Origin of the sequence: Nostoc sp., from assembly GCF_036917195.1 — a bacterium.
Classification (GTDB): Bacteria; Cyanobacteriota; Cyanobacteriia; order Cyanobacteriales; family Nostocaceae; genus Nostoc.
In genome coordinates this window covers 24,521-44,899 of the sequence record NZ_JBALDG010000013.1, presented here as the reverse complement: position 1 = coordinate 44,899, position 20,379 = coordinate 24,521, and the positions used below count along the sequence as shown (strand labels likewise).

Here is a 20,379-nt window from a genome sequence, read left to right as displayed (position 1 = left end):
GCTATAAAAGCTACAGTTAACAAAATTAATACAGAAAGCTTTGAGGTTTCATCTAATGAGCAACAACAATGGAGCAGAAGCGGCAGGTTATGCGGTAGGTGGAGCCGCAGGGGGATGGGGACTTGCAGCAGTAGTAGGGAATATGGGTTTGGCAGGAGCTTTTGGTGGCATTGCCATAGGCGCTGCCCCTGTCATTGCTGCTGGTGCTGTTGTAGGATTAGCAGCGTATGGAATCAAGAAGGCTCTTGATGAATAGTCACAGTAACGTTACGTTGACTAGTGACCACCTCCGCTAACACCCATGCAGGTGTCCAGGCGATACAATTGTGAGACGCGCTGATGCGTTGTAAGCTAAAAACCCCACCAGCACTTGCTAGTGGGGTTTTTAGTTCAGTAGGCAAGGGCTAGTCAACAGCCTGTCAATCTGTATGATCTGGGCATTGAGCCGAGATATGAACGAAAACGGCAATAGGGGCTGAAAAGGCTTGATTTTTCGTTGCCAATAACGGTATTAAGTACAAAGAGATAACAAATTACCGAACCTAAGTAAAATAATTGTTAAAAGCTTTAATTTCCGAATATGCAGCTATCTCGGCTCAATGTCATCAAATCTACTTATGTCGCTTTTGATGCCACTGCCACGAATGAGCGACAATATCTTGGATGGATGTGTACTGAGGTTGCCAGCCTAAGATTGTTCTGGCTTTCTCGCTGGTGCCAATGAGAATTGGGGGATCGCCAGGACGGCGATCGCGTTCTTCTACAGGTATGGAAAGCCCTGTCACCTGCTCGGCAGCTGCAATGACTTCTCTGACGGAGAAGCCGCTGCCATTACCTAAATTGAAAACTTCGCTATCGCCACCTTTTAATAAATATTCCAATCCCAAAATATGAGCATCTGCTAAGTCGTCAACATGAATATAATCTCGAATACAAGTACCATCGGGCGTAGGGTAATCGATGCCGAAAATTGAGATGGATTCTCGTTTGCCTAAAGCTGTCATCAGCACCAAGGGAATCAAATGGGTTTCTGGGTTATGATCCTCGCCAAGCAAGCCACTGGGATTAGCACCAGCAGCATTGAAATAGCGGAAACGCACCGACTGGAAACCGTAAGCAACGTCAAAATCAGAGATAATCCGCTCTACCATTAGCTTTGTAGCGCCATAGGGATTAATCGGATTTTGGGGATGCGTTTCTGGAATGGGTACAAATTCCGGTACACCATATGTGGCACAGGTAGAAGAGAAGACAAATTTCTTCACAGATGCTGTCAGCATCGCTTCTAACAGAGTCAAAGTACCAACAACGTTATTGCGGTAATATTTAGCTGGGTCAGTCACTGATTCTCCTACGTAGGCGTATGCAGAAAAGTGCATCACAGCGGCAATATCGCGGGTTTTAAATAGGTGATCTAACAAGGCGCGATCGCCTGTATCCCCTACTATCAGTTCTACCTGTAAAACCGTTTCTACCAGGTCACGATGCCCATAGACTAGATTATCAAGGATGACAACGTTATAACCCGCTTGCTTCAAAGCAAGCACTGTATGAGAACCAATATATCCAGCTCCCCCCGTTACCAAAATGGTAGGCTTTCCAGACGACATAGTTTTTCCTTTTGAGTGGATTACTCAATTAATTTAGTTTACCGGTGCCACATTACTCTTCTGGAAAATTATAAATAATAGACGCAGTGTCAAAAAATTGCACTAAAATCACTACGACGGTAGTCTTTGGGTGTGAGGTTTGAAGTATTTTAAGTCAAACAGTACGATTACAATTTGACAGTAAAATAAATCCATTTCCCGAAACCTCTAGGTTGACCCTTACGGGTGACGCTCCTAGCGTCGCGATCGCTAAGAAGTTGCCAGTTGTTTTATGCCGGGAAACCATACATAGCAGTTCTTTTTGGGGAGCCACTTCTTCAACTAGGGTTCTCCCAGTTGAAGAAGTGGCGTGGAAACCCCGATCAAAGCGGACTGCCTTACCACCACACTGGCTCACCGCACCAGAAAATTTGAGAGTTAATCTATGTTTCTATTGCTAAGTCGGGTACTGCTGTGGCTGCTGATTGGCACTATCGTATATTCTCTGTTCCAGCGATTTTATCCCTCTGGAAGTTTTGTCGGGCGATTGATCTTAGTCGTTATCTTGGTAATCATAGCCCTATCATTTGTTAACCCCAATGAACCAGCTGTAGCCTCGTTGTCGAGGATGCTGTCTTTTCCACTCAAGCCTCTAGGAGCCTCTGTTTTAATGATGATTTTTGCAGCTCAAAGAATCAAAGGAGGCGGGATAGACAAACCAGGTGGATACTTGGTAGGTTGGGCACTGACGATTTTACTGTTAGCAAGTACACCAGCAGTCGCCTATTTACTTTATAGGGCACCTCTAGCAATGGCAGGTGAAACCTATGTAGCAACTGCTGCACCAACATCTGGGATACTGGTGGCATTAGGACAACAAACCACCGCAGCAAACATTTCAGATGTGACAGGCGATCGCATTCTTTCTTATAATTTGAGAGTGCCTCCCTACCTATTACAAGGAAGTCCTCAAGATATTCGCGCCCGCGGTTTACGACTTGAAGACTTTGTACCGAATGCGGAAACGTTGCAATTGACAACCAGAACTTGGGAAACTTATCTCTTTGAAATTTACAGGTTCTTACGTGTTCAGCGGTAATAAAGTTAAGAAAGTAAAACTCAAAAGGTCACAATGCCACGCCCTAGTACCGCGTTCCCCACAAGGTAGCGGTACTAGTAGCTGGATTAATTAAAGCTGTAATTGCCACCACACCAAAAGTTGAAGTAGACATTACTATTCGGCTTTGGGCGAAAGAGAACGGCAATAACTATCAGTTGAAAGAGGTAACAAAAGCTTAATTTATAAGCGATATTCCCTCTACATAGCTGCCCTCTTGGACTAGCAGTTAATCTAGGATGATAAAGTTGTAAAATTGCTTTAATGGCAAAATCTCGACGAATCGCTAAACTCAGTGCTTACCTACGACCCCATTGGCGGGAAGCGTCCTTAGGAATTCTCGCTTTGTTGTCTGTCAATGCACTGGGCGTTTATATCCCTTGGTTGATTCGTGCTGGTGTTGACAAACTCTCGACAACCTTCAGCTGGAACCAAATCCTACATTACGTAGTAATCATTGTCTTGCTCAGTTCGGCAATGTGGCTAATGCGGATGGCATCCCGCATTTGGCTATTTGGAGTAGGGCGTCAGGTGGAATTTGACCTCAAACAACGGATTTTTGAACACTTACTTAAGCTGGAGCCAGCTTATTTTGCCAGTAATACTGCTGGCGATTTGATTAATCGGGCTACCAGTGATGTGGACAATATCAAGCGTTTATTGGGTTTTGCAGTTTTGAGTTTGGCAAATACAGTGTTTGCCTACGCCCTGACACTGCCAGTAATGCTAACGATTAGTGTAGATCTCACACTAGCCGCCCTAGCAGTGTACCCTTTTATGTTCTTGTTAGTGAGTTTGTTTAGCGATCGCTTACGCAAACAACAAGCAGCAGTCCAAGAGCAACTCTCTGACATCAGCGAACTCATCCAAGAGGATATCAGTGGCATTGCTTTAATTAAAATCTATGCCCAAGAAGCAAACGAGCGTCGAGCCTTTGCTAAAAAAAATCAGCAGCTATTGACTGCTAACCTGGAACTGGCAAAACTCCGAAATACACTGTTTCCCCTAATTGGCGGGCTAGCCAATGTCAGCTCACTGGTAATCATCTGGCTAGGTGTGGCGCGGATGTCTTCTGGGACCCTTCAGGTTGGCGACTTTTTAGCACTGTTAATTTATGTAGAGCGTCTAGTTTTTCCTACTGCTCTTTTAGGATTCACAATTACTGCTTACCAACGGGGTGAAGTTAGTATCGATAGGCTTGAATCTATTCTCTCTGTCACACCGAAAATTCAAGACAGAGCCGATGCCATACATCTACCAGTGGCTGAACTTAAAGGGGAACTGACAGCTAAAAATCTCACCTACAATTACCCTGGTTCCACTACTCCAGCTTTAGAAAATGTTAACTTTAGCATTACTCCGGGAGAAACCGTGGCAATTGTTGGGGCCATTGGTTCAGGGAAATCCACTTTGGCGAATGCTTTGCCGCGTTTGTTGGATATTGAATCAGGACAATTGTTTTTAGATGGGCTGGATATTACTAAGATAGCTTTGGCTTCTTTACGAGGTGCGATCGCCTACGTTCCTCAAGATAGCTTTCTATTTAGCACTACAATCAAAAATAATATCCGCTACGGTGACCCAATTAGCGAACAAGAGCAGGTTGAATCTGTCGCTCAACTTGCCCAAATTGAATCAGAAATTAACAATTTTCCCCAGCAATATGAAACTCTTGTTGGTGAACGCGGTATTACTCTTTCTGGCGGTCAACGACAACGGACTGCCTTGGCTAGAGCGATGCTGGTCAATGCGCCAGTGTTAATTTTAGATGATGCCCTCTCTAGTGTGGATAATCAAACAGCCACACAAATCCTCAAAAATCTCTCTGGTGGTACTGAACGCAAAACAGTAATTTTCATTACTCATCAATTATCGGCAGCGGCAGCTGCTGACCGAATTTTTGTAATGGAAAAGGGAAGAATTGTTCAGATAGGCAATCATTCACAATTGGTGCAACAACAGGGTCTGTACAGAACTTTGTGGAGCCAGCATCAAGTTGAGGAATTACTGCACTAGTACAACATTTAACGTTAAGGACAATTTCTTATGCAGCGTGTATAATTTATCATTCAATATTTGATAAATTATCTCGTTTATGCTGGAATTTTTGCAAAATTTTTTTACTGATAGCTCATTTATTCCACATGGACATTGTTACCTCTGGAAGCCGAGTTTAGTGTGGCCAAACATCTTCTCAGATTCTCTGATTGCTTTAGTGTATTATTCTATTCCGATCATCCTTGTTTACTTTGTCCACAAGCGAAAGGATTTCCCCTTGAAATGGATACTTTTATTATTTGGAGCTTTTATCGTCTCTTGTGGTACAACCCATGTGATGGATGTATGGACGCTTTGGCATCCAACTTACTGGCTGTGGGATGACAGAAGAAACAATGCAAAAAATATTTGCTCTATTTTATACAACTAAACCTGTTGGTTCAGGTACAAGTTTAGGGATGTCGATTAGCTACCAAATTATCAACAAGCATAGTGGTCAACTTAAGTGTATTTCTGCACCGCTTCAAGGCACAGAGTTCATCATCCAGATTCCGATTCAGATAAAGTCTGTTTGATGATAATTTGGTCTACCCATTAAGACGTATTAAGACGTAAAACAACCATTCTCAAACACTACCGTTTTCGGAATTACAGTATGTCCGTTCTGCTAATGTGACATCTAACACGAATGGATTGTCATTACCTTGAAATTGGGCGATCGCATGACTGCGTTCTATTTCAGTAATATCTGGGAGGTCTTGCTGATTCCATTTACACAAAGTCTGACGCTGATTCTGAAAGTAATTTAAGTCTACTCTCTCAGCCTGATTCCGATAAATGGTGTAAAAGTAGAAAATTGCCCTGGCTATATCTCCTTTTACTTTCTCTCTAGGCTCAAATTCAGAAGATGTTGATTCGCTAAACTCGTCAATTGCACTACTAGGAATTGTAGATTGAACAGTATTATTTCGATACCATTTCTTAGTACTTGTGTCGGCTATATCGTCGAATGGTTTATTGCCTCGCTCACTATTAATATCTTCTCGTGCAGGAAATAGATGGTGAAGGTCACTTCGGGAATTACCCTTGTCAGCACCTTTACTTTGTGGCCAAACATGTTCGGTATTCAGCCCTAATTTTTCAGCTTCCAGACTAGGATCGCCATTGCCAATTAAACGAATTGGGTAACTTGCATAAATGTCTGTCACAATACCTGCTCGGTTGTCAATAATGCCAAACATTTGGTCTCTTGCCCGATCATAATTCAAGATTTTGCTTGGCGTATACTCCTTAGCTAGTTCGTCAACTAGAGCGAATTTGGATAATTGAGGCAATATAATTGCCGAATCACTTGCAGGAGTGGGTTGGCTAACGGGAGGGATTGTGTCAGAGGTGGACTGGTTAGCAGGTAATGTAAATGCTGCAATCACGGGATCATGGTCGCTGACAGGCTTACTAAAGCCAACGTTGACATGCACAATGTCGATTTCAGGTTGAGCAACACGAGAAAGATTTTCACTGACCAACAAATGGTCAATAAGTTCAGGATTTCCACGGAATTTGAAAGTAAACTGATCACTAAGAGGTAAACGAACCGTCAGATTCTCAAGAATGTTACCCTCCAAGGTCTTCAGAGGTAAAGAATCTGGTAAATCGTTTAAGTCACCTAGTACAATTACATTGGCTTGCGGGTCAACTTGTAGTAGTTGCGCTACGAATTCATTGACGATTTGGGCTTGCTTGACTCGTTGAGCATCGCTGGGAGAACCTCCAAGCTTGGAAATAAAGTGATTAGCAATGATAAACAGTTTTTGATCGTTAAATATAAATTCTGTCGCAAGTGGCTTACGGCTTTGATCGAAAGCATTATTCGTGGGGTTAATCCGACCTGGATTGAGCGAGAGGTCAAGACCATTTGAACCTTGAGTAATAGCCACAGCATCTAATGAACCGCCTTTTCTGGGCAATTTTGCTAGAGTTATCCGGCTGGGTCGAAATAATAAACCGACACGGATATTGCCTCCAGGTTCTCCACCATCTTGATCGTCGCTGGGCGCAATATCAACGAAGTCGTATCCTGTACTACCGATATTTTCGAGCGCAGTAATCAGTTTTTGGTAAGTTTGGTTTGCATTTACAATGTTATCATTGATTGGTCCGTTGTTATCTTGAACTTCAATTAAACTGATGACATCTGGTGCGTTCAAATTATTGCCAATAATTTTAGCAATCTGATCAAAGCGCTGATCTTTCGGGTCTAAATTCTCGACATTAAAAGTTGCAACAGTCAATACATCCTGTGAATTTTTCAGAGATGTTGTTTCACGTTCTGCAACTGAAATTAAAGGAGTTGGTAATTGAGCTATTTGACTAGCTTGCAGTGGACTAACCCATGTAAAGAAGATGAGAGCAATACTAAGTAGTAGTAATTTGATAAATTTCATTCTCTCTTTCAATGAAGGTATTTTCTAGATTAGTCTTCTTCTTAATAAAGTTCAGTTAAGATAAGTTTTAGATTGGGTTAAGTGAAGCATCTCATAGCATTTTGGATTTTAGATTTTAGATTTTGGCTCCTTTCGCAACTCTTGGAGACGCTGCGCGTAGCTTGCTTAAGAGCAGGGGTACGCTCAAGGCAAGTCGCTCATTCAAACGATTTGGGATTAAGAAAGTCTTACCCAGACTGATTTTCACCTAACTATGTGTCGTATTGTTTTTTAAAATTAGTATCACTTGGAAAAAAATACCAGCAGAAAAGCAAATCACCGCTACATTTTTAAACTACATTTGCCATCAAGTAGATACCGTCTTAAATGTCAAGTACTTGATGATTAGTGATAGCGATGTCTGCGACGGGCAACTCTTGGAGAGGCTACGCCAATGCTTATGCAACCCGTTATTAGAAGACTTTTAGAATAACCGTGGATTTGCATAACTTGATAGAGCTAGTATAATCTGGCGTGATTATCACGTTAGTTTTATTGGGTATGTGGGTAGTATAAATTACCGAAAAAACTAATTTGACATATGGTAATGTTCAAAACTAAATTATCAGAACCCCGTGCTTGGAGCGAATTTTACACCTTAAAGTTAATGCATCGGCATATTGGGGCGATCGCAGTTCTAATCTTAATTAGCTTACTGAGTTCATTGAGTGGAATACCAGATCATCATACCATCTCTAACTGCTGGGAAGGCTTTCTCTGGGGACTGGCAGATCCAGTAATTGGCTTGGATTGTTTAGTTGGTATTGTTGCTATTGGCTTACTCTCATCTGTGTTTGTTCGTGGTGCTGTGATAGCTGGATGTTTTGTTTTAGCAGCAGTCTTAGGCATTGTAATTCATTTATTCCAGCTAAATTTACTAGGCACAGAAATGGCCATCGCCATTTCTACCATCGTTTTTGGTACTATGCTGATGATGCCAAATCAACCAAACTTTATGGTACTTGCTCTGGTGGGCATCAGTGCTGGTTTATTTCAGGGTTACGCTGATGCTGAATTTATTATTGGGGCAGGAATGATACCACTAGTTGCCTATATACTAGGCATTACCTTAACTCTGTTTGCGGTTGCCATGAGTGCCAGAGAAATTGGTGGTGCGATGGGTATGGGAGAAATAAACCGAATTTTACCCTGGAAAATTAGCATTGCTGGCTTCGGTTTGTGTGCGATCGGGATCGTGTTTTTGAGCAATTCGATAATTTAAATTACATATTTCAATTCAGTGGAATACATTCATTCATCAACTCTAAATCACTCTGAAACTGGATATTTACCCTACACCCCTACATTGGTTTAGAGGCTGTCTCTAAAGAAATGTAAAGAGATAAAAGTAAGGCGATTGCAGCAGAAACCATTAGTCATCGCACAGATGTAATATAGCAATCCTATCTGATTTCGTTCAAATTCGTGGTGTCCAGATCCCCGACTTCTCTAAGAAGTCGGGGATCTAACTTTTCACAAATGATTTAGGAATTGCTATATATTAAGAGCGATCGCCAAACTTGGGCGGTTACGCCATAGTACAGTCCAGATAAAAACTGCACAAAACTTGATTTTGTCAACTGAAACATCTGATATTGAAAAACTGCTCGATAAATGCGGTAAGCCAAGCCATGCCGTCAGGCTTATCGCCCTCTTACTGCAGAAATTTTCAGTTGCGTAGACGCTCTTAGCGGTGAGCCAGTCCGGTGGACGGGTTAAGAGGCATAAAGGAACTGGCTGTCTTCGTAGCGTCTCGTAGAGAGGTACGAGCGTCACCCATAGGGCTTGTCGTAGACATCGCTCTTTATTCTGATTGATACTATTCTCAACAAGGAGTTAAGAGTATTACCATGACCATTCGTCTAACTGGGACAGAAGACTTTGGGGAATTTTGCGAGGATGTGCAGTTTAATGACTATGAGGGAAAAGCACTACTGTCTACTTGGTTTGGTCAAAGCAGCTTTCGCTGGACTTTTCTTCGCTCTAACCTTGAGCTAGTAATCTGTGATAATCAGTATTTTCAACCAGTGATTTGGGAGCAAAAACACGATGATTTTGATTTTCTTGTATCTAAGTTTTTTCTGTCTGGTGGTATAAGAACCACTACGCCAAATGTACCTGGAGTCATTGACGACTATGGAGAAGTTGCAGGTTGTAACTACTTATTTTTCTTGCCTGATATTGGGGAGTTTGAGCATTTTAATCCGAAGCAGCGCACTCAGTGTATTGGCATTTATTGGTATCCTGAATTACTTTATAGTTTACAGGGAAGCTTTGATCAATTGCCAACTTTGCTCCGGCAATTGATAGAAAATCCTATTAAAGAACGATTCCATCAGCCGTTAGGAGCAACCACGCCTGCAATGCGGTTAGTACTCAAACAAATATTGCAGTGTCCGTTTCGAGAAAAACTTAGACTAATGTATTTAGAAGCAAAGGTGTTGGAACTACTGACACTCCAGATTGCTCAATGGGGAGAAAATAATCAGGTATTGGGGCGATCGCTCTGTTTCCGTCCCAATGAAATTGAACGTTTACATCACGCCAAAGCTATTTTAAATCAAACGCTCCACAATCCACCTTCTCTATTAAATCTAGCTAAAGAAATCGGACTCAATGACTTTAAGCTCAAGCGGGGATTTAGAGAAGTTTTTGGGACTACAGTGTTGGGATATGTGCAATCTTTGCGGCTAGAGCAAGCGCAACGGCTACTGCGAGACACTAATCTCACAGTTGCAGAAATTGCTTCTCAAGTAGGGTACGAGAGTATAGGTCATTTTAGGTATCTATTTAAGCGGCAATTTGGTATCACTCCTAGAGAATATCGTCAGCAAAAATATTTATAGCAAAAAATACATCCCGATTCCGTCTTAAAAAATCCGGTTTCAGTATCTATGCGCTCGCTCAAATTTCTGTATTCTCTTAAACAGAGTTATTTAAAAATAATTCTCAAATAATTGACTCTGTTGTGAAAAATCAGGTTGGGTGTGTGGAGTGATGAAACTGTTGCGATCGCTATTTATTTCCTATTTTTTTATTGCTGTTGTCATACAACCAACTCAGGCAAAGCAAGTAACTGAAATTCAAAGTGTACAAGAACTGAACCGTTCTGCAAGAACAGTCAAAGAATGGTTTGCTCAGATACAACAGCAGAACCCGCCAGCCCAAAGCCAGAAAGGTGAAATTGTACAAGTGACTTCTGTGAAGGCAAATCCCACTTCTAAAGGTGTGGAGGTGATTTTACAGACATCAAAAGGAGAACACTTACAAGTAGTTAATCAAAGTTCTGGCAATAACTTTGTTGCTGATATTCCCAATGCTCAACTGCGTTTACCCAATGGTGATGCATTCACATTTCGCTCAACTTCACCAATTACAGGGGTTAGTGAGATAACGGTAACAAACTTTAATGCCAATACTATCCGTGTGAGCATGACAGGGGAAGCAGGTGTACCAACTGTTGAGTTGTTTGACAGTCCAGATGAAGGTATTATCTTCTCTGTTGCAACTGCTGCATCTTCTGTGCAACCACAGCAGCCAGAGAGTCAAACACAGCCTAGTCTTCCATCGACAGAAAGTAATGAACCGATTGAACTTGTGGTGACGGGTGAACGAGATGAAGGCTATAACCCCTCACGAACAAGCGTCGGAACCCGCACTGATACGCCCTTGCGAGATATTCCTCAAACCATTCAAATTATACCGCAACAGGTAATTAAAGATCGTAATGTTACCCGGTTGCGAGATGTGTTGAATAACGTCAGCGGTGTTGCACTGAACAGTGGAGACTATGGTGGCGAAGGGTTTGGCGTTGGTGACTATTCAATTCGGGGCTTCCCAGGACAAACCACACTCAATGGTTTTACAGGCACAGGCTCACCGGGAGATTTTTCTAACGTTGAACAGGTTGAAGTAGTGCGCGGGCCTGCATCTGTATTGTTCGGATCGGGCGAACCCGGAGGTATAATTAACGTTACCACCAAACAACCGTTATCGGAACCATTCTACGAGTTTGGCTTCAATGCCGGTAGCTATAATTACTACCGAGGGACGGCCGATCTTTCCGCTCCACTAAATTCAGACCGCAGCCTACGCTATCGCCTAAACATTGCACTTCAGGATTCTGATAGTTTTCGAGACTTTTTAGGGACAAAGCGATTCTTTGTTGCACCTACCATCGCCTGGGATATCAGCGATGATACAAAGCTGACACTAAACTTTGAATACCTCAATCAAAAAACAGGATTTGATGCCGGAGTCCCAGCGTTGAGTAATGGCTCATTTGTGCTGCCGATTAATCGCTATTTTGGCTATCCTAGTGCGAATGATATTAATCTCACTCAACTACAGGGAGGATACACCTTTGAACATCGGTTCAATAAAAATCTTCAGCTGCGTAATTCGTTATTCATCAGCTCGCAACATTTAGATTTGATAGACAGTGAATATGGCACTTTGTCTGACGATCGATTTATTACAGGCACATATGTCAAGGATAACCCTGTATATGAAACCTATGCGATGCAAACAGGGCTGATAGCAAACTTTAATACTGGTTCAGTAGCCCATAAAGTGCTGTTTGGTTTCGATGCAAACCGTGTGACGAATTTCTTTTCGCCCCTGACTGCACCCTTGCCGCCACTGGACATTTTCAACCCTAACTACAATATCGAATTACCTACTAATACCACTCTCAGTGGTTCTATTTATATCACTCAATCCTATGGGGTTTACCTGCAAGATCAGATAAAGTTGCTAAATAACCTGATCCTAGTGGCTGCTGGACAATTTGATTGGGTGAACAACACGGGGAAGGATACTATCGCAGGTACTGTTGATAGAAACTACGGTGAAGCATTTAGTCCCCGCATCGGCATCGTCTATCGACCGATCGAGCCTCTTTCACTCTATGTCAGCTACAGCCGTTCTTTTGTGCCTAACTCTGGTCGTTCTCGAACGAATTCAGCTTTTGCTCCGTCACGCGGTACTCAGTATGAAGTGGGCATCAAGGGCGATTTTCTTGATGGGAAACTCTCAGCACTTTTAGCCGCTTACAACATCACAAAATCCAACGTTTTGGCGACTGATCTCAACGAGCCTGATCCTGGGAAGTATTCGATTCAGGTTGGAGAACAGCGCAGTCGTGGTATTGATTTGAGCGTGACTGGTGAAATCTTACCAGGTTGGAATTTAACAGCAGGATATTCTTACATTGATGCGATTATCACTGAAGATACTACGTATGAGGTGGGCAGTCGGCTGAGAATTACGCCAACTAATTCTGCAAACTTGTGGACAACCTATAAAATTCAAAGCGGCGATTTGCAAGGCTTGGGCTTTGGGTTTGGCGCATATTTTGTTAGCGATCGCCGAGGCGATCAATTTGATCCGCCCAACTTCAAGCTACCAGCCTACACTCGATTCGATGCGGCTCTATTTTACCGACGCAATAACTGGGAGGTAGCAATTAACGCTGAGAATTTGTTTGATGTGGAATACTATACAAATTCGCGCTATTCTGCTGCAAATTCTCCAGGTGCGCCTTTTACGATTATCGGGTCACTAACCGTGCGGTTTTAATTGAGAAAACCAATCTCCTATTTTGACATTATGCAGAGGAGCATCTACCTTGAATTCTAAAAAAGTACGCAACTTGATATTTACCCTACATCGCTACTTGGGTCTAGCGCTAGGACTGATTGCAATCATCATCGGCTTGACGGGTAGTCTACTAGTTTTCCACACAGAAATTGACAACTTCGATCAATCCCATCAAAGTGGTACCATCATCCCTCAAAGGGAACAACTACCAATCGAAGTTGTCCTTAACACTGTCAAAAAAGCCTACGCCAACCAGCCAGATACAACTATTCAACGGTATTACCCATCCCCAAAGCCAGATCGGTCAATAAAGGTTATCCTCAAAACAAAAAAAATTGACTGGTTACCAATCTACGTCAACCCCTACACAGGGGTAATCCTCAACCCCAACTCCAAGCCAAGCTCGATCCAAAAGATATTTTTTGACATTATCTATCCACTCCATTACAACCTTTTAAGTGGTGATATTGGTCTTAAGTTTGTAGGCATTGTGGGATTACTGTTCACAATCTTGAGCATTACAGGCATTATCTTATGGCCTGGTTGGCGTAAGTTGATTGCTGGCTTCAAAATTAAATGGAACGCTCATCCCAAGCGGATAAACTTTGATATTCATAAAGTTGCTGGTGTCATTGCAGCCACATTTCTAGTCTTTACTTTTTTCACAGGCTTTTGCTGGAACTTTTCTGAATTTATCAACCCGATAATCTACGCACTCACCTTCTCCAAACCTCAACCCAATTTGGTTTCTGTACCTATTTCCGGTCAGTTGCCGCTAGGACTAAAAGACCAGTTGAAAATTGCTCAAGCTGCTCTGCCCAATGCATCACTCAGTCTAATTGGCTTTCCAAGTAAACCAGAAGAGACTTTTTGGTTTAACTTTAATCTTGGCGATGTTTTTCTTGACCAGTATAGCGGCAAGGTTTTACAAGTGTCTACGATGGCGACTGCATCATTAGGCGATCATATCCTGAATTCCTTTAACGATTTGCACTATGGCACTTTTTGGGGACTTCCATCTCGTATTTTCTACATGTTTGTGGGATTTGCACCGTTGATTTTATTTATTACTGGTTTTCTGATGTGGAAGCATCGTTATCGGACAAAATCTCCTACGGAATTTGTTAAACAGTCCCTTTTAAGGTAATTACAACTAAAAAGCGCCCCCCATTTCTGGAGGGCGCTTCTTATTTAGCTAATCTTCAGAATTAACCGTTGATAGCAGGAGCAGTCATTGCTACAGGAGTAACTTCACCAGCAGCTAAGTCTAGGGGGAAGTTGTGAGCATTGCGCTCGTGCATTACTTCCATACCCAAGTTAGCGCGGTTGATTACATCTGCCCAGGTGCTGATGACGCGGCCTTGAGAGTCAATGATTGACTGGTTGAAGTTGAAACCGTTCAAGTTGAACGCCATTGTGCTGATACCCAAAGCGGTAAACCAGATACCAATGACAGGCCAAGCTGCGAGCAAGAAGTGCAATTGACGGCTGTTTTGGAATGATGCGTATTGGAAAATTAAACGACCGAAGTAGCCGTGGGCTGCAACGATGTTGTAGGTTTCTTCTTCTTGACCGAACTTATAACCGTAGTTTAATGATTCGGTTTCGGTGGTTTCACGCACCAAGGAAGAAGTTACTAAAGAACCGTGCATTGCAGAGAACAAGCTTCCGCCGAATACACCAGCCACACCTAACATGTGGAAGGGGTGCATCAAGATGTTATGTTCTGCTTGGAACACAATCATGAAGTTGAAGGTTCCAGAGATACCCAAAGGCATACCATCAGAGAAAGAACCTTGACCGATGGGGTAGATCAAGAATACTGCGGTAGCAGAAGCCAAAGGTGCGCTGTAAGCTACGCAGATCCAAGGACGCATACCTAAGCGGTAAGAAAGTTCCCACTGACGACCCAGGTAGGCAGCGCAACCAATCAAGAAGTGGAAAACTACCAACTGGTAAGGACCACCGTTGTACAACCACTCATCCAAGGAAGCAGCTTCCCAGATTGGGTAGAAGTGCAAGCCGATAGCGTTTGAAGAAGGAACAACTGCACCAGAGATGATGTTGTTTCCGTATATCAAAGAGCCTGCAACTGGTTCGCGGATACCATCAATGTCCACAGGAGGAGCAGCGATAAAGGCAATTACGAAGCAGACGGTAGCAGCTAGCAGGGTTGGAATCATCAGTACGCCGAACCAACCGACATAAATACGGTTATCAGTGCTGGTGATCCACTCGCAAAAGCGATCCCATACGTTAGCGTCAGAGCGCCGTTGTAAGGTTGTGGTCATGGTTTTATAAGTGCTATGAGTTGTTAAATATGGAACAAGCTAACTCATTTTCGCCTGTTAAATTACAGTCTACATGAATTTACTTTGATCCGATCTGTGCCTTAATATTCTTTAACAATTTCATCGAATTTCCTAATATAAACAATAGTCATAAAAGTAATGGATTGAGGCTTTGTAAGCGATTTAACACTAACTTAGCTATAACTTTCTTTAGATGCGATCGCCTAGTTAATTGTCTTTACATTCCTTTACAAATAACCCGTTGAAAAAATTTTAAGTTTTGTTTATTTGTAACGAAATAATAAGTTGTAGATTGTCTTATGTTTCTATTGATTGTAAAAATTTAAAAATCAAAGTAGATGTAGGGCAAACTGCCTTCAGGAGCTAATAACCAAACAGCGTAGAAACATAGAGGGACGAAGACAAGCTTAAGCGGCCAATTAAACTCTAACTTCAGCATCCGGTTAAAGGCATAGACTACAGCCATAAGGGCAGCTAAAGCTAGAAGTACCCAAGTGAGTTGGTATTGGCTCATATTTAAGGCTTCTACATAGACCTTTTCAGCAAACTGGGCGTCAGCTGGATAACCCCAAAGATGTCGAATTACCAAAGAAGAGTCTTGGAGATTAGGTAAGCGGAACCAGATCCAAGAGGTAAAAACCATCAGTTGGGTCAATAACCAAGCGACAAATATACCCAGAGGATTTTGCCAGAATTGTTCTAGATTTTCAAAGCGATCGCTCATCGTATCTGTAAGTCGATGAACCACCAAGGCTAACCCGTGGAATATGCCCCAAACAACATAACCTAAAGCAGCACCGTGCCAGATACCAGCAATTAGCATCACAATAAATAAATTCCAGCAGGTACGGACCAAACCTCGACGGGAACCACCCAAAGGAAAGTAGACATAGTTACGTAGCCAATCTCCTAGAGTCATGTGCCAGCGCCGCCAAAATTCTCCAATATTGGTGCTGAAGTAGGGAAAGTCAAAATTCTCAGGTAGAACCAAGCCGAAAAGCAAAGCACTACCACGGGCAATGTCTACGTAACCGTTGAAATCTAGATATAATTGCAAGCCGTAGGCGAATGTAGCTAACCAAAGATCGGTACTACCCGCCCGTTGTAAGTTACCAAAACATAAATCAACGAAAATTCCCAGATGGTCTGCCAAAATACCTTTTTTGACCGCGCCCCTAGCAATTAACCACAGCGCCTCAGATACTCTATCGGCACTAGGGAAGGCTAGGGTATTGAATTGATTTGCTAAGTTGTGGTAGCGCGTAATCGGGCCGGAAATCAGTTTGGCGAAGAATAATTTGTAGGTGGCAAATTTGAGAAACTGCTCAGTCGCAGGGGCACCACGATAGACATCTATTAAATAAGCAATGCATTCAAAGGTAAAAAATGAAATTCCCAAGGGTGCAATTAATTTAAAAGAGCTATCTGGTGAATTTGTTTGCACATGAAAAACAAACTTTAATAAAGGGGTAAAATACTTAAAAACTAATAACAGTAAAACATTTAGAGTTATCCCTAGCCACAAAACTTTTAGACGACGACGATTCCAATCACCTTGGGCAAATTGCCACTCTTCATTAGAAATTTGCCAGTCAAGAGAATGTTTTCCTGGTGATGTGTTTTTCCCAATCTCCAACCCTACAAGGAAATTAATAAATGTCAATGCTAATAGTAATGGGATGTACTGGATGTGCAAAGATGCATAGAAAACCAAACTAGCAATTAGCAGCGTCCACAATCGCAATTTCTGTTGTGCTAGAGACCAGTAAATCCCTAACACACTCAACAAGAACAGCCCATAGAAAATTGATATAAAGTTCATTTGTTATTTGTTATGGGACATTGGGCATTGGGCACTTGTAGTGAACGGTGTTGAAGTATTGGGCATTGGGCATTTGGCATTGGGCACTTATACTGAGCGACTTGTGGCAAGCAGAGCCGAGGTAAGCCCTTGGCGCAGCCTCTCCAAGAGTTGTATTGGGCATTGGGCATTTGGTTATTTCCCCCCTGCCCCCTCACTTCTCTACTTCGCTGGCCAAGGAATCATTGGATCATTAGCCAGCTTTTTGGAGACTTCGTAGGCTCCAAAGCGGTTGAGGTGGCTGGGATCAGAAAAATAGTCATTTGCTTTTGACCAGTGTTGGCTCAAATCACGATAAATAAAGTTGGGATTAGTAGCCAAATGCAACATATATTGCTGAAATTCTTGCTCATATTGTGTACGCACTGGATCTAAATAATCTTCAGTCAGAGGCATGTTGACAAACACTAAGGAAATTTTCTGAGACTGGGTAAACTGAAGTACTTCTTGAAAGGCAGTATCTTGCTCTCCTTCTACCTGGAAAGATTTATAGTCGTTGTCATAATTTCCGGGAACTCTAGAATGTTTTTGATAGTATTTAGCAGGATTGAAACGAATAGACAAAGGTAGAAAGCCATCAAAATCAACTGCTTGCTGGGAAGTACTTTCATCTGAAGTACCATCTGTTAGCTCTTTTTGTGATGTAACTGTCTGATTGCGACCAAGCATGAGCAGTTGTTTTTGCAGTAAACTTTTAATTTGGTCGCGGTTTTGGTAGCTAGCAGAAAGAGATGCTAGAGCCTGATTTAACGAATGATTGACAGCTTCATAGGTACTAATCTCCTGTTTTTCTTCTTTTATCTTTTGTTCTCCCGAACTTACCTGATTTTTGGGCGAATCATTGCTATTGGCAGTTGGTGGCGCTTTTTGGAATGCTTGTTTATAACCAGCTGATGCAGCGATGGATTTAAAGGTAATATCCTCACGTCCACCGTTAAAAGCACGCGCCCCATCTGCCCAGATAATTATTTTAGGCAGTTCTGATGGTTCCAGTACGTGGCGAATCACAAAGTCTACAACTTGTGCGGTAGCACCGTTGATCCCAAAGTTAAACACGTCAAGATTTGGATAGCCCTGAGTCGCTAAAGCTTTAGAAAGTGCTGCCGGATCTATTCCCCTGAGGGCGCGGGAGGAGCCAATAATCAACACATTTGGCGGACTACCAGTTCTAGCCAAACGCTGTTTATACAGTGCTAGTTGCTCGTCTAACTGCCTGACATTGAAACTTGGCATCTGCGATCGCGCTGCTAAAAGAATAGCTGTTGCAGTTGCCTTTTCTTTCAGTGGTGCGGCTGCCAAATTCTTTGTCGGGGGATCATCACTTTGAGTAAATTCAGAAGCATTAAATACAGAACTCTGATTTGGAGGAGATTTTGTTTGGGAAGTGCTGGTAAAAAATGTTGGTTTCTGACTCTGAGTTTTCCCTGATATCAAAGATACATTTTGCCCAGAAGATGATGAAGGCAAGACACTGGCGACTTTTGGCGTCGGCGTAGTCCGGGCAATAATTTGACCCAACACCCAATCAGTTTGGAGGGTAAGTAATAATCCCAGTGTCCCCCAAACCAGAGCAATCTTAAGTCCTTGAACATCTGGTTTATGTTCCGCTGACTGCTGGCTTTCGGTAAATAGCTGGCTTTTCAACAGGAATTTTTTCGCTGTTGCACTCGCCGTTACCATCCAATCTCGCGCTACTTCTGTGACAAAACTTTGAACTTCTTCTGTGGTTAAGTTGGGGCGCAAAATTGGTTCATTAGTCTCAGAGGTTACCAGATCGTTAACATATTTAGAAGTAGCAGCAAATTCTGGGGTTGCTTCTGGGACTAAACGTTGGCGATGCTCAAGATCAACGCCATAGCTCCAAAAAGGTTCTTTATTCCCAGCCCGGCGACCGTAGACACGTACCCCCATAATACCGGGAATTTTTAACTGGCGGATAAACTGCGTAACTTTGTTTGCTACTTGTTGACGCCCTGGACAAACAGGTGCATCACACATGATGTGCAATAAATCATTTTTGTTCAGCAGGAGGACGCGAATTCCACCTGTCAATAGCCGCCAATCCAGGTCAGGATTGAGTAAGCGCTCCAGTAAAAAAATGATCGCTGGTTGATCGCCAGTATTCGCCAAATCTACCGGCGATGTGGCAAAGACGGGATGCTTTGCAGCGGGTAAAGCCAGCCAATCAATCCAAGTGGGTTGCTTGTCGCCTGCTTTTTGTCCGTATACGGTGGCGGCGAGAATGCCTTGGGGAGCGATCGCTTCTAGCTGAGGTAAAATCGCTTCTAAGCACACTACCTTGTCGGGGATTGGGGCAGTTCCTAAGGGATCAAAAGCTGGGGTACAAAAGATATGTAGGGTTGATTCTTTAACAGAAGTTTGGACAGCAACTTTTAACTCTGACAATACCTCAGTTAATAATCGAGCGATCGCTTGGACATCTCCCCAACGCGCCCACTCCTTAAGCATTACCTCTGGTGGCGTCAAATCCACTCGCAGCAGCCAATCAGGGGCTGTTTCACCGCTCACCTGAGAGACAATTATTGCATCTTGGTAGCCGGAAAGCTTGAGATAACGCAACTTCTGCGCTATTGGTTCAGCAAGCAACGATGCATCAGGGCTATAGCTCGACTGGCAAAATATCCATAGGCGATTTTCTTCCGGCTGAGAGTTCTTTGACTTATATGGCTTAATCTTTACATGTACTGATACGCCTAATACACTTAAAGTTTCACTAAGATACCGAGCAATGGCTTCTGGGTTACCTTGGCGTGCCAAACTTTCGTTAGAGACAATCAGCGCCCCACCCGATTGTTTTGATTTTTCCGAGTCTACTAGCAGTGCTTGCTGCACCTGCTCCAGATGCTTTTCTATTTGATTCAAGTAAACCCGATGGCACCATTTTGGGCGCTGTTCCCCTTTTCTCCGGCCATAGACAAATACTTGATATATTGAGGGTTGTTCGTTGCTTGTGAGGATATCCAAGTTTGTTTGCTGTAGTGCTTGCAGCAAATCAGACAAAGTACGCCAACGCTGGGGACATTCTGTACCTTCACAAAGAATATGAAGGTCATTTCCCCGTAATCGGACTTTCACCCCGAAAGTGTTGATCCCTGTAGCTTGGCTTACCCATTGCACTAAGGATTGCTGGCGATCTGGTAATAGTGTTTTCATCGGAAGTTAAATTTACAGGAAGCGATTGTTGGGGAATAGTGCCTGCACTTGTAAACTAGAACCATAGGTTTATCACACTGTGACGGTTTTTTTTAACAATTTTGTTACCTTCGTAGCTTACAAAATCGGACAAGATAGTCTTGTACAGGTTGCGAGTCTGACTAATGTTGAGTTTTGCGTTTATTTTACTAATAGGGAGTCATAAATTAGAAGTTAGGAGTTAGGAGTTAGAGGTTAGGAGACA

14 protein-coding genes and 1 pseudogene are annotated in these 20,379 nt (G+C 42.7%); 9 read left to right on the top strand and 6 right to left on the bottom strand.

Annotated features, from left to right (window positions below; translation table 11 throughout):
* Nucleotides 1-55 precede the first annotated feature (55 nt).
* Nucleotides 56-256: a hypothetical protein gene (locus tag V7K40_RS04400; protein ID WP_334957082.1), complete on the top strand. Its 201-nt coding sequence runs from the start codon at nucleotides 56-58 to the stop codon at nucleotides 254-256.
* A gap of 355 nt (nucleotides 257-611) precedes the next feature.
* Here V7K40_RS04400 and galE read toward each other — a convergent pair whose 3' ends face one another.
* Together galE and V7K40_RS04390 are read right to left on the bottom strand one after the other, a co-directional pair.
* On the bottom strand, nucleotides 612-1,610 hold the full coding sequence (galE, locus tag V7K40_RS04395) for a UDP-glucose 4-epimerase GalE (protein ID WP_334957080.1): 999 nt from the start codon (nucleotides 1,608-1,610) through the stop codon (nucleotides 612-614).
* Between the two features lie 154 nt (nucleotides 1,611-1,764).
* A complete protein-coding gene (locus tag V7K40_RS04390; RefSeq protein ID WP_334957078.1) occupies nucleotides 1,765-2,007 on the bottom strand; it encodes a hypothetical protein in 243 nt (80 codons plus the stop codon).
* A gap of 27 nt (nucleotides 2,008-2,034) precedes the next feature.
* On the opposite strand from V7K40_RS04390, the gene V7K40_RS04385 reads away from it, so the two are divergent.
* From V7K40_RS04385 to V7K40_RS04370, 4 genes and pseudogenes are all read left to right on the top strand, one after another.
* Complete coding sequence (locus V7K40_RS04385; protein ID WP_334957076.1) at nucleotides 2,035-2,688, top strand: hypothetical protein; 654 nt, start codon at nucleotides 2,035-2,037, stop codon at nucleotides 2,686-2,688.
* 282 nt (nucleotides 2,689-2,970) lie between these two features.
* Nucleotides 2,971-4,722, top strand: coding sequence for an ABC transporter ATP-binding protein (locus V7K40_RS04380; protein ID WP_334957074.1), 1,752 nt, complete (start codon nucleotides 2,971-2,973; stop codon nucleotides 4,720-4,722).
* 79 nt (nucleotides 4,723-4,801) lie between these two features.
* Nucleotides 4,802-5,080: pseudogene (locus tag V7K40_RS04375) on the top strand (sensor histidine kinase); the annotation flags it as partial.
* A gap of 4 nt (nucleotides 5,081-5,084) precedes the next feature.
* Complete coding sequence (locus tag V7K40_RS04370; protein ID WP_334957072.1) at nucleotides 5,085-5,279, top strand: ATP-binding protein; 195 nt, start codon at nucleotides 5,085-5,087, stop codon at nucleotides 5,277-5,279.
* Nucleotides 5,280-5,330: 51 nt separating this feature from the next.
* Here the strand turns inward: V7K40_RS04370 and V7K40_RS04365 are convergent, their stop codons facing one another.
* The gene (locus tag V7K40_RS04365; RefSeq protein WP_334957070.1) at nucleotides 5,331-7,148 is read right to left on the bottom strand and encodes an endonuclease; all 1,818 of its coding nucleotides are present in this window, start codon (nucleotides 7,146-7,148) and stop codon (nucleotides 5,331-5,333) included.
* A 586-nt stretch (nucleotides 7,149-7,734) separates the two neighbouring features.
* Between V7K40_RS04365 and V7K40_RS04360 the strand changes: the two genes are divergently transcribed.
* The 4 genes from V7K40_RS04360 to V7K40_RS04345 all read left to right on the top strand — a co-directional run bounded on the left by V7K40_RS04360 (nucleotide 7,735) and on the right by V7K40_RS04345 (nucleotide 13,935).
* On the top strand, nucleotides 7,735-8,409 hold the full coding sequence (locus V7K40_RS04360) for a HupE/UreJ family protein (RefSeq protein ID WP_334957068.1): 675 nt from the start codon (nucleotides 7,735-7,737) through the stop codon (nucleotides 8,407-8,409).
* Between the two features lie 628 nt (nucleotides 8,410-9,037).
* Complete coding sequence (locus tag V7K40_RS04355) at nucleotides 9,038-10,033, top strand: AraC family transcriptional regulator (protein ID WP_334957066.1); 996 nt, start codon at nucleotides 9,038-9,040, stop codon at nucleotides 10,031-10,033.
* 151 nt (nucleotides 10,034-10,184) lie between these two features.
* Entirely contained in the window at nucleotides 10,185-12,767 is a 2,583-nt protein-coding gene (locus tag V7K40_RS04350; protein ID WP_334957216.1) for a TonB-dependent siderophore receptor, read from the top strand.
* Nucleotides 12,768-12,816: 49 nt separating this feature from the next.
* Entirely contained in the window at nucleotides 12,817-13,935 is a 1,119-nt protein-coding gene (locus tag V7K40_RS04345; protein ID WP_334957064.1) for a PepSY-associated TM helix domain-containing protein, read from the top strand.
* A 61-nt stretch (nucleotides 13,936-13,996) separates the two neighbouring features.
* Here the strand turns inward: V7K40_RS04345 and psbA are convergent, their stop codons facing one another.
* From psbA to V7K40_RS04330, 3 genes are all read right to left on the bottom strand, one after another.
* Entirely contained in the window at nucleotides 13,997-15,079 is a 1,083-nt protein-coding gene (gene psbA, locus V7K40_RS04340; RefSeq protein WP_334957062.1) for a photosystem II q(b) protein, read from the bottom strand.
* 343 nt (nucleotides 15,080-15,422) lie between these two features.
* Nucleotides 15,423-16,922, bottom strand: coding sequence for an MBOAT family protein (locus V7K40_RS04335; protein WP_334957060.1), 1,500 nt, complete (start codon nucleotides 16,920-16,922; stop codon nucleotides 15,423-15,425).
* A gap of 201 nt (nucleotides 16,923-17,123) precedes the next feature.
* Nucleotides 17,124-20,135: a DUF1574 domain-containing protein gene (locus V7K40_RS04330; protein WP_334957058.1), complete on the bottom strand. Its 3,012-nt coding sequence runs from the start codon at nucleotides 20,133-20,135 to the stop codon at nucleotides 17,124-17,126.
* Nucleotides 20,136-20,379 lie beyond the last annotated feature (244 nt).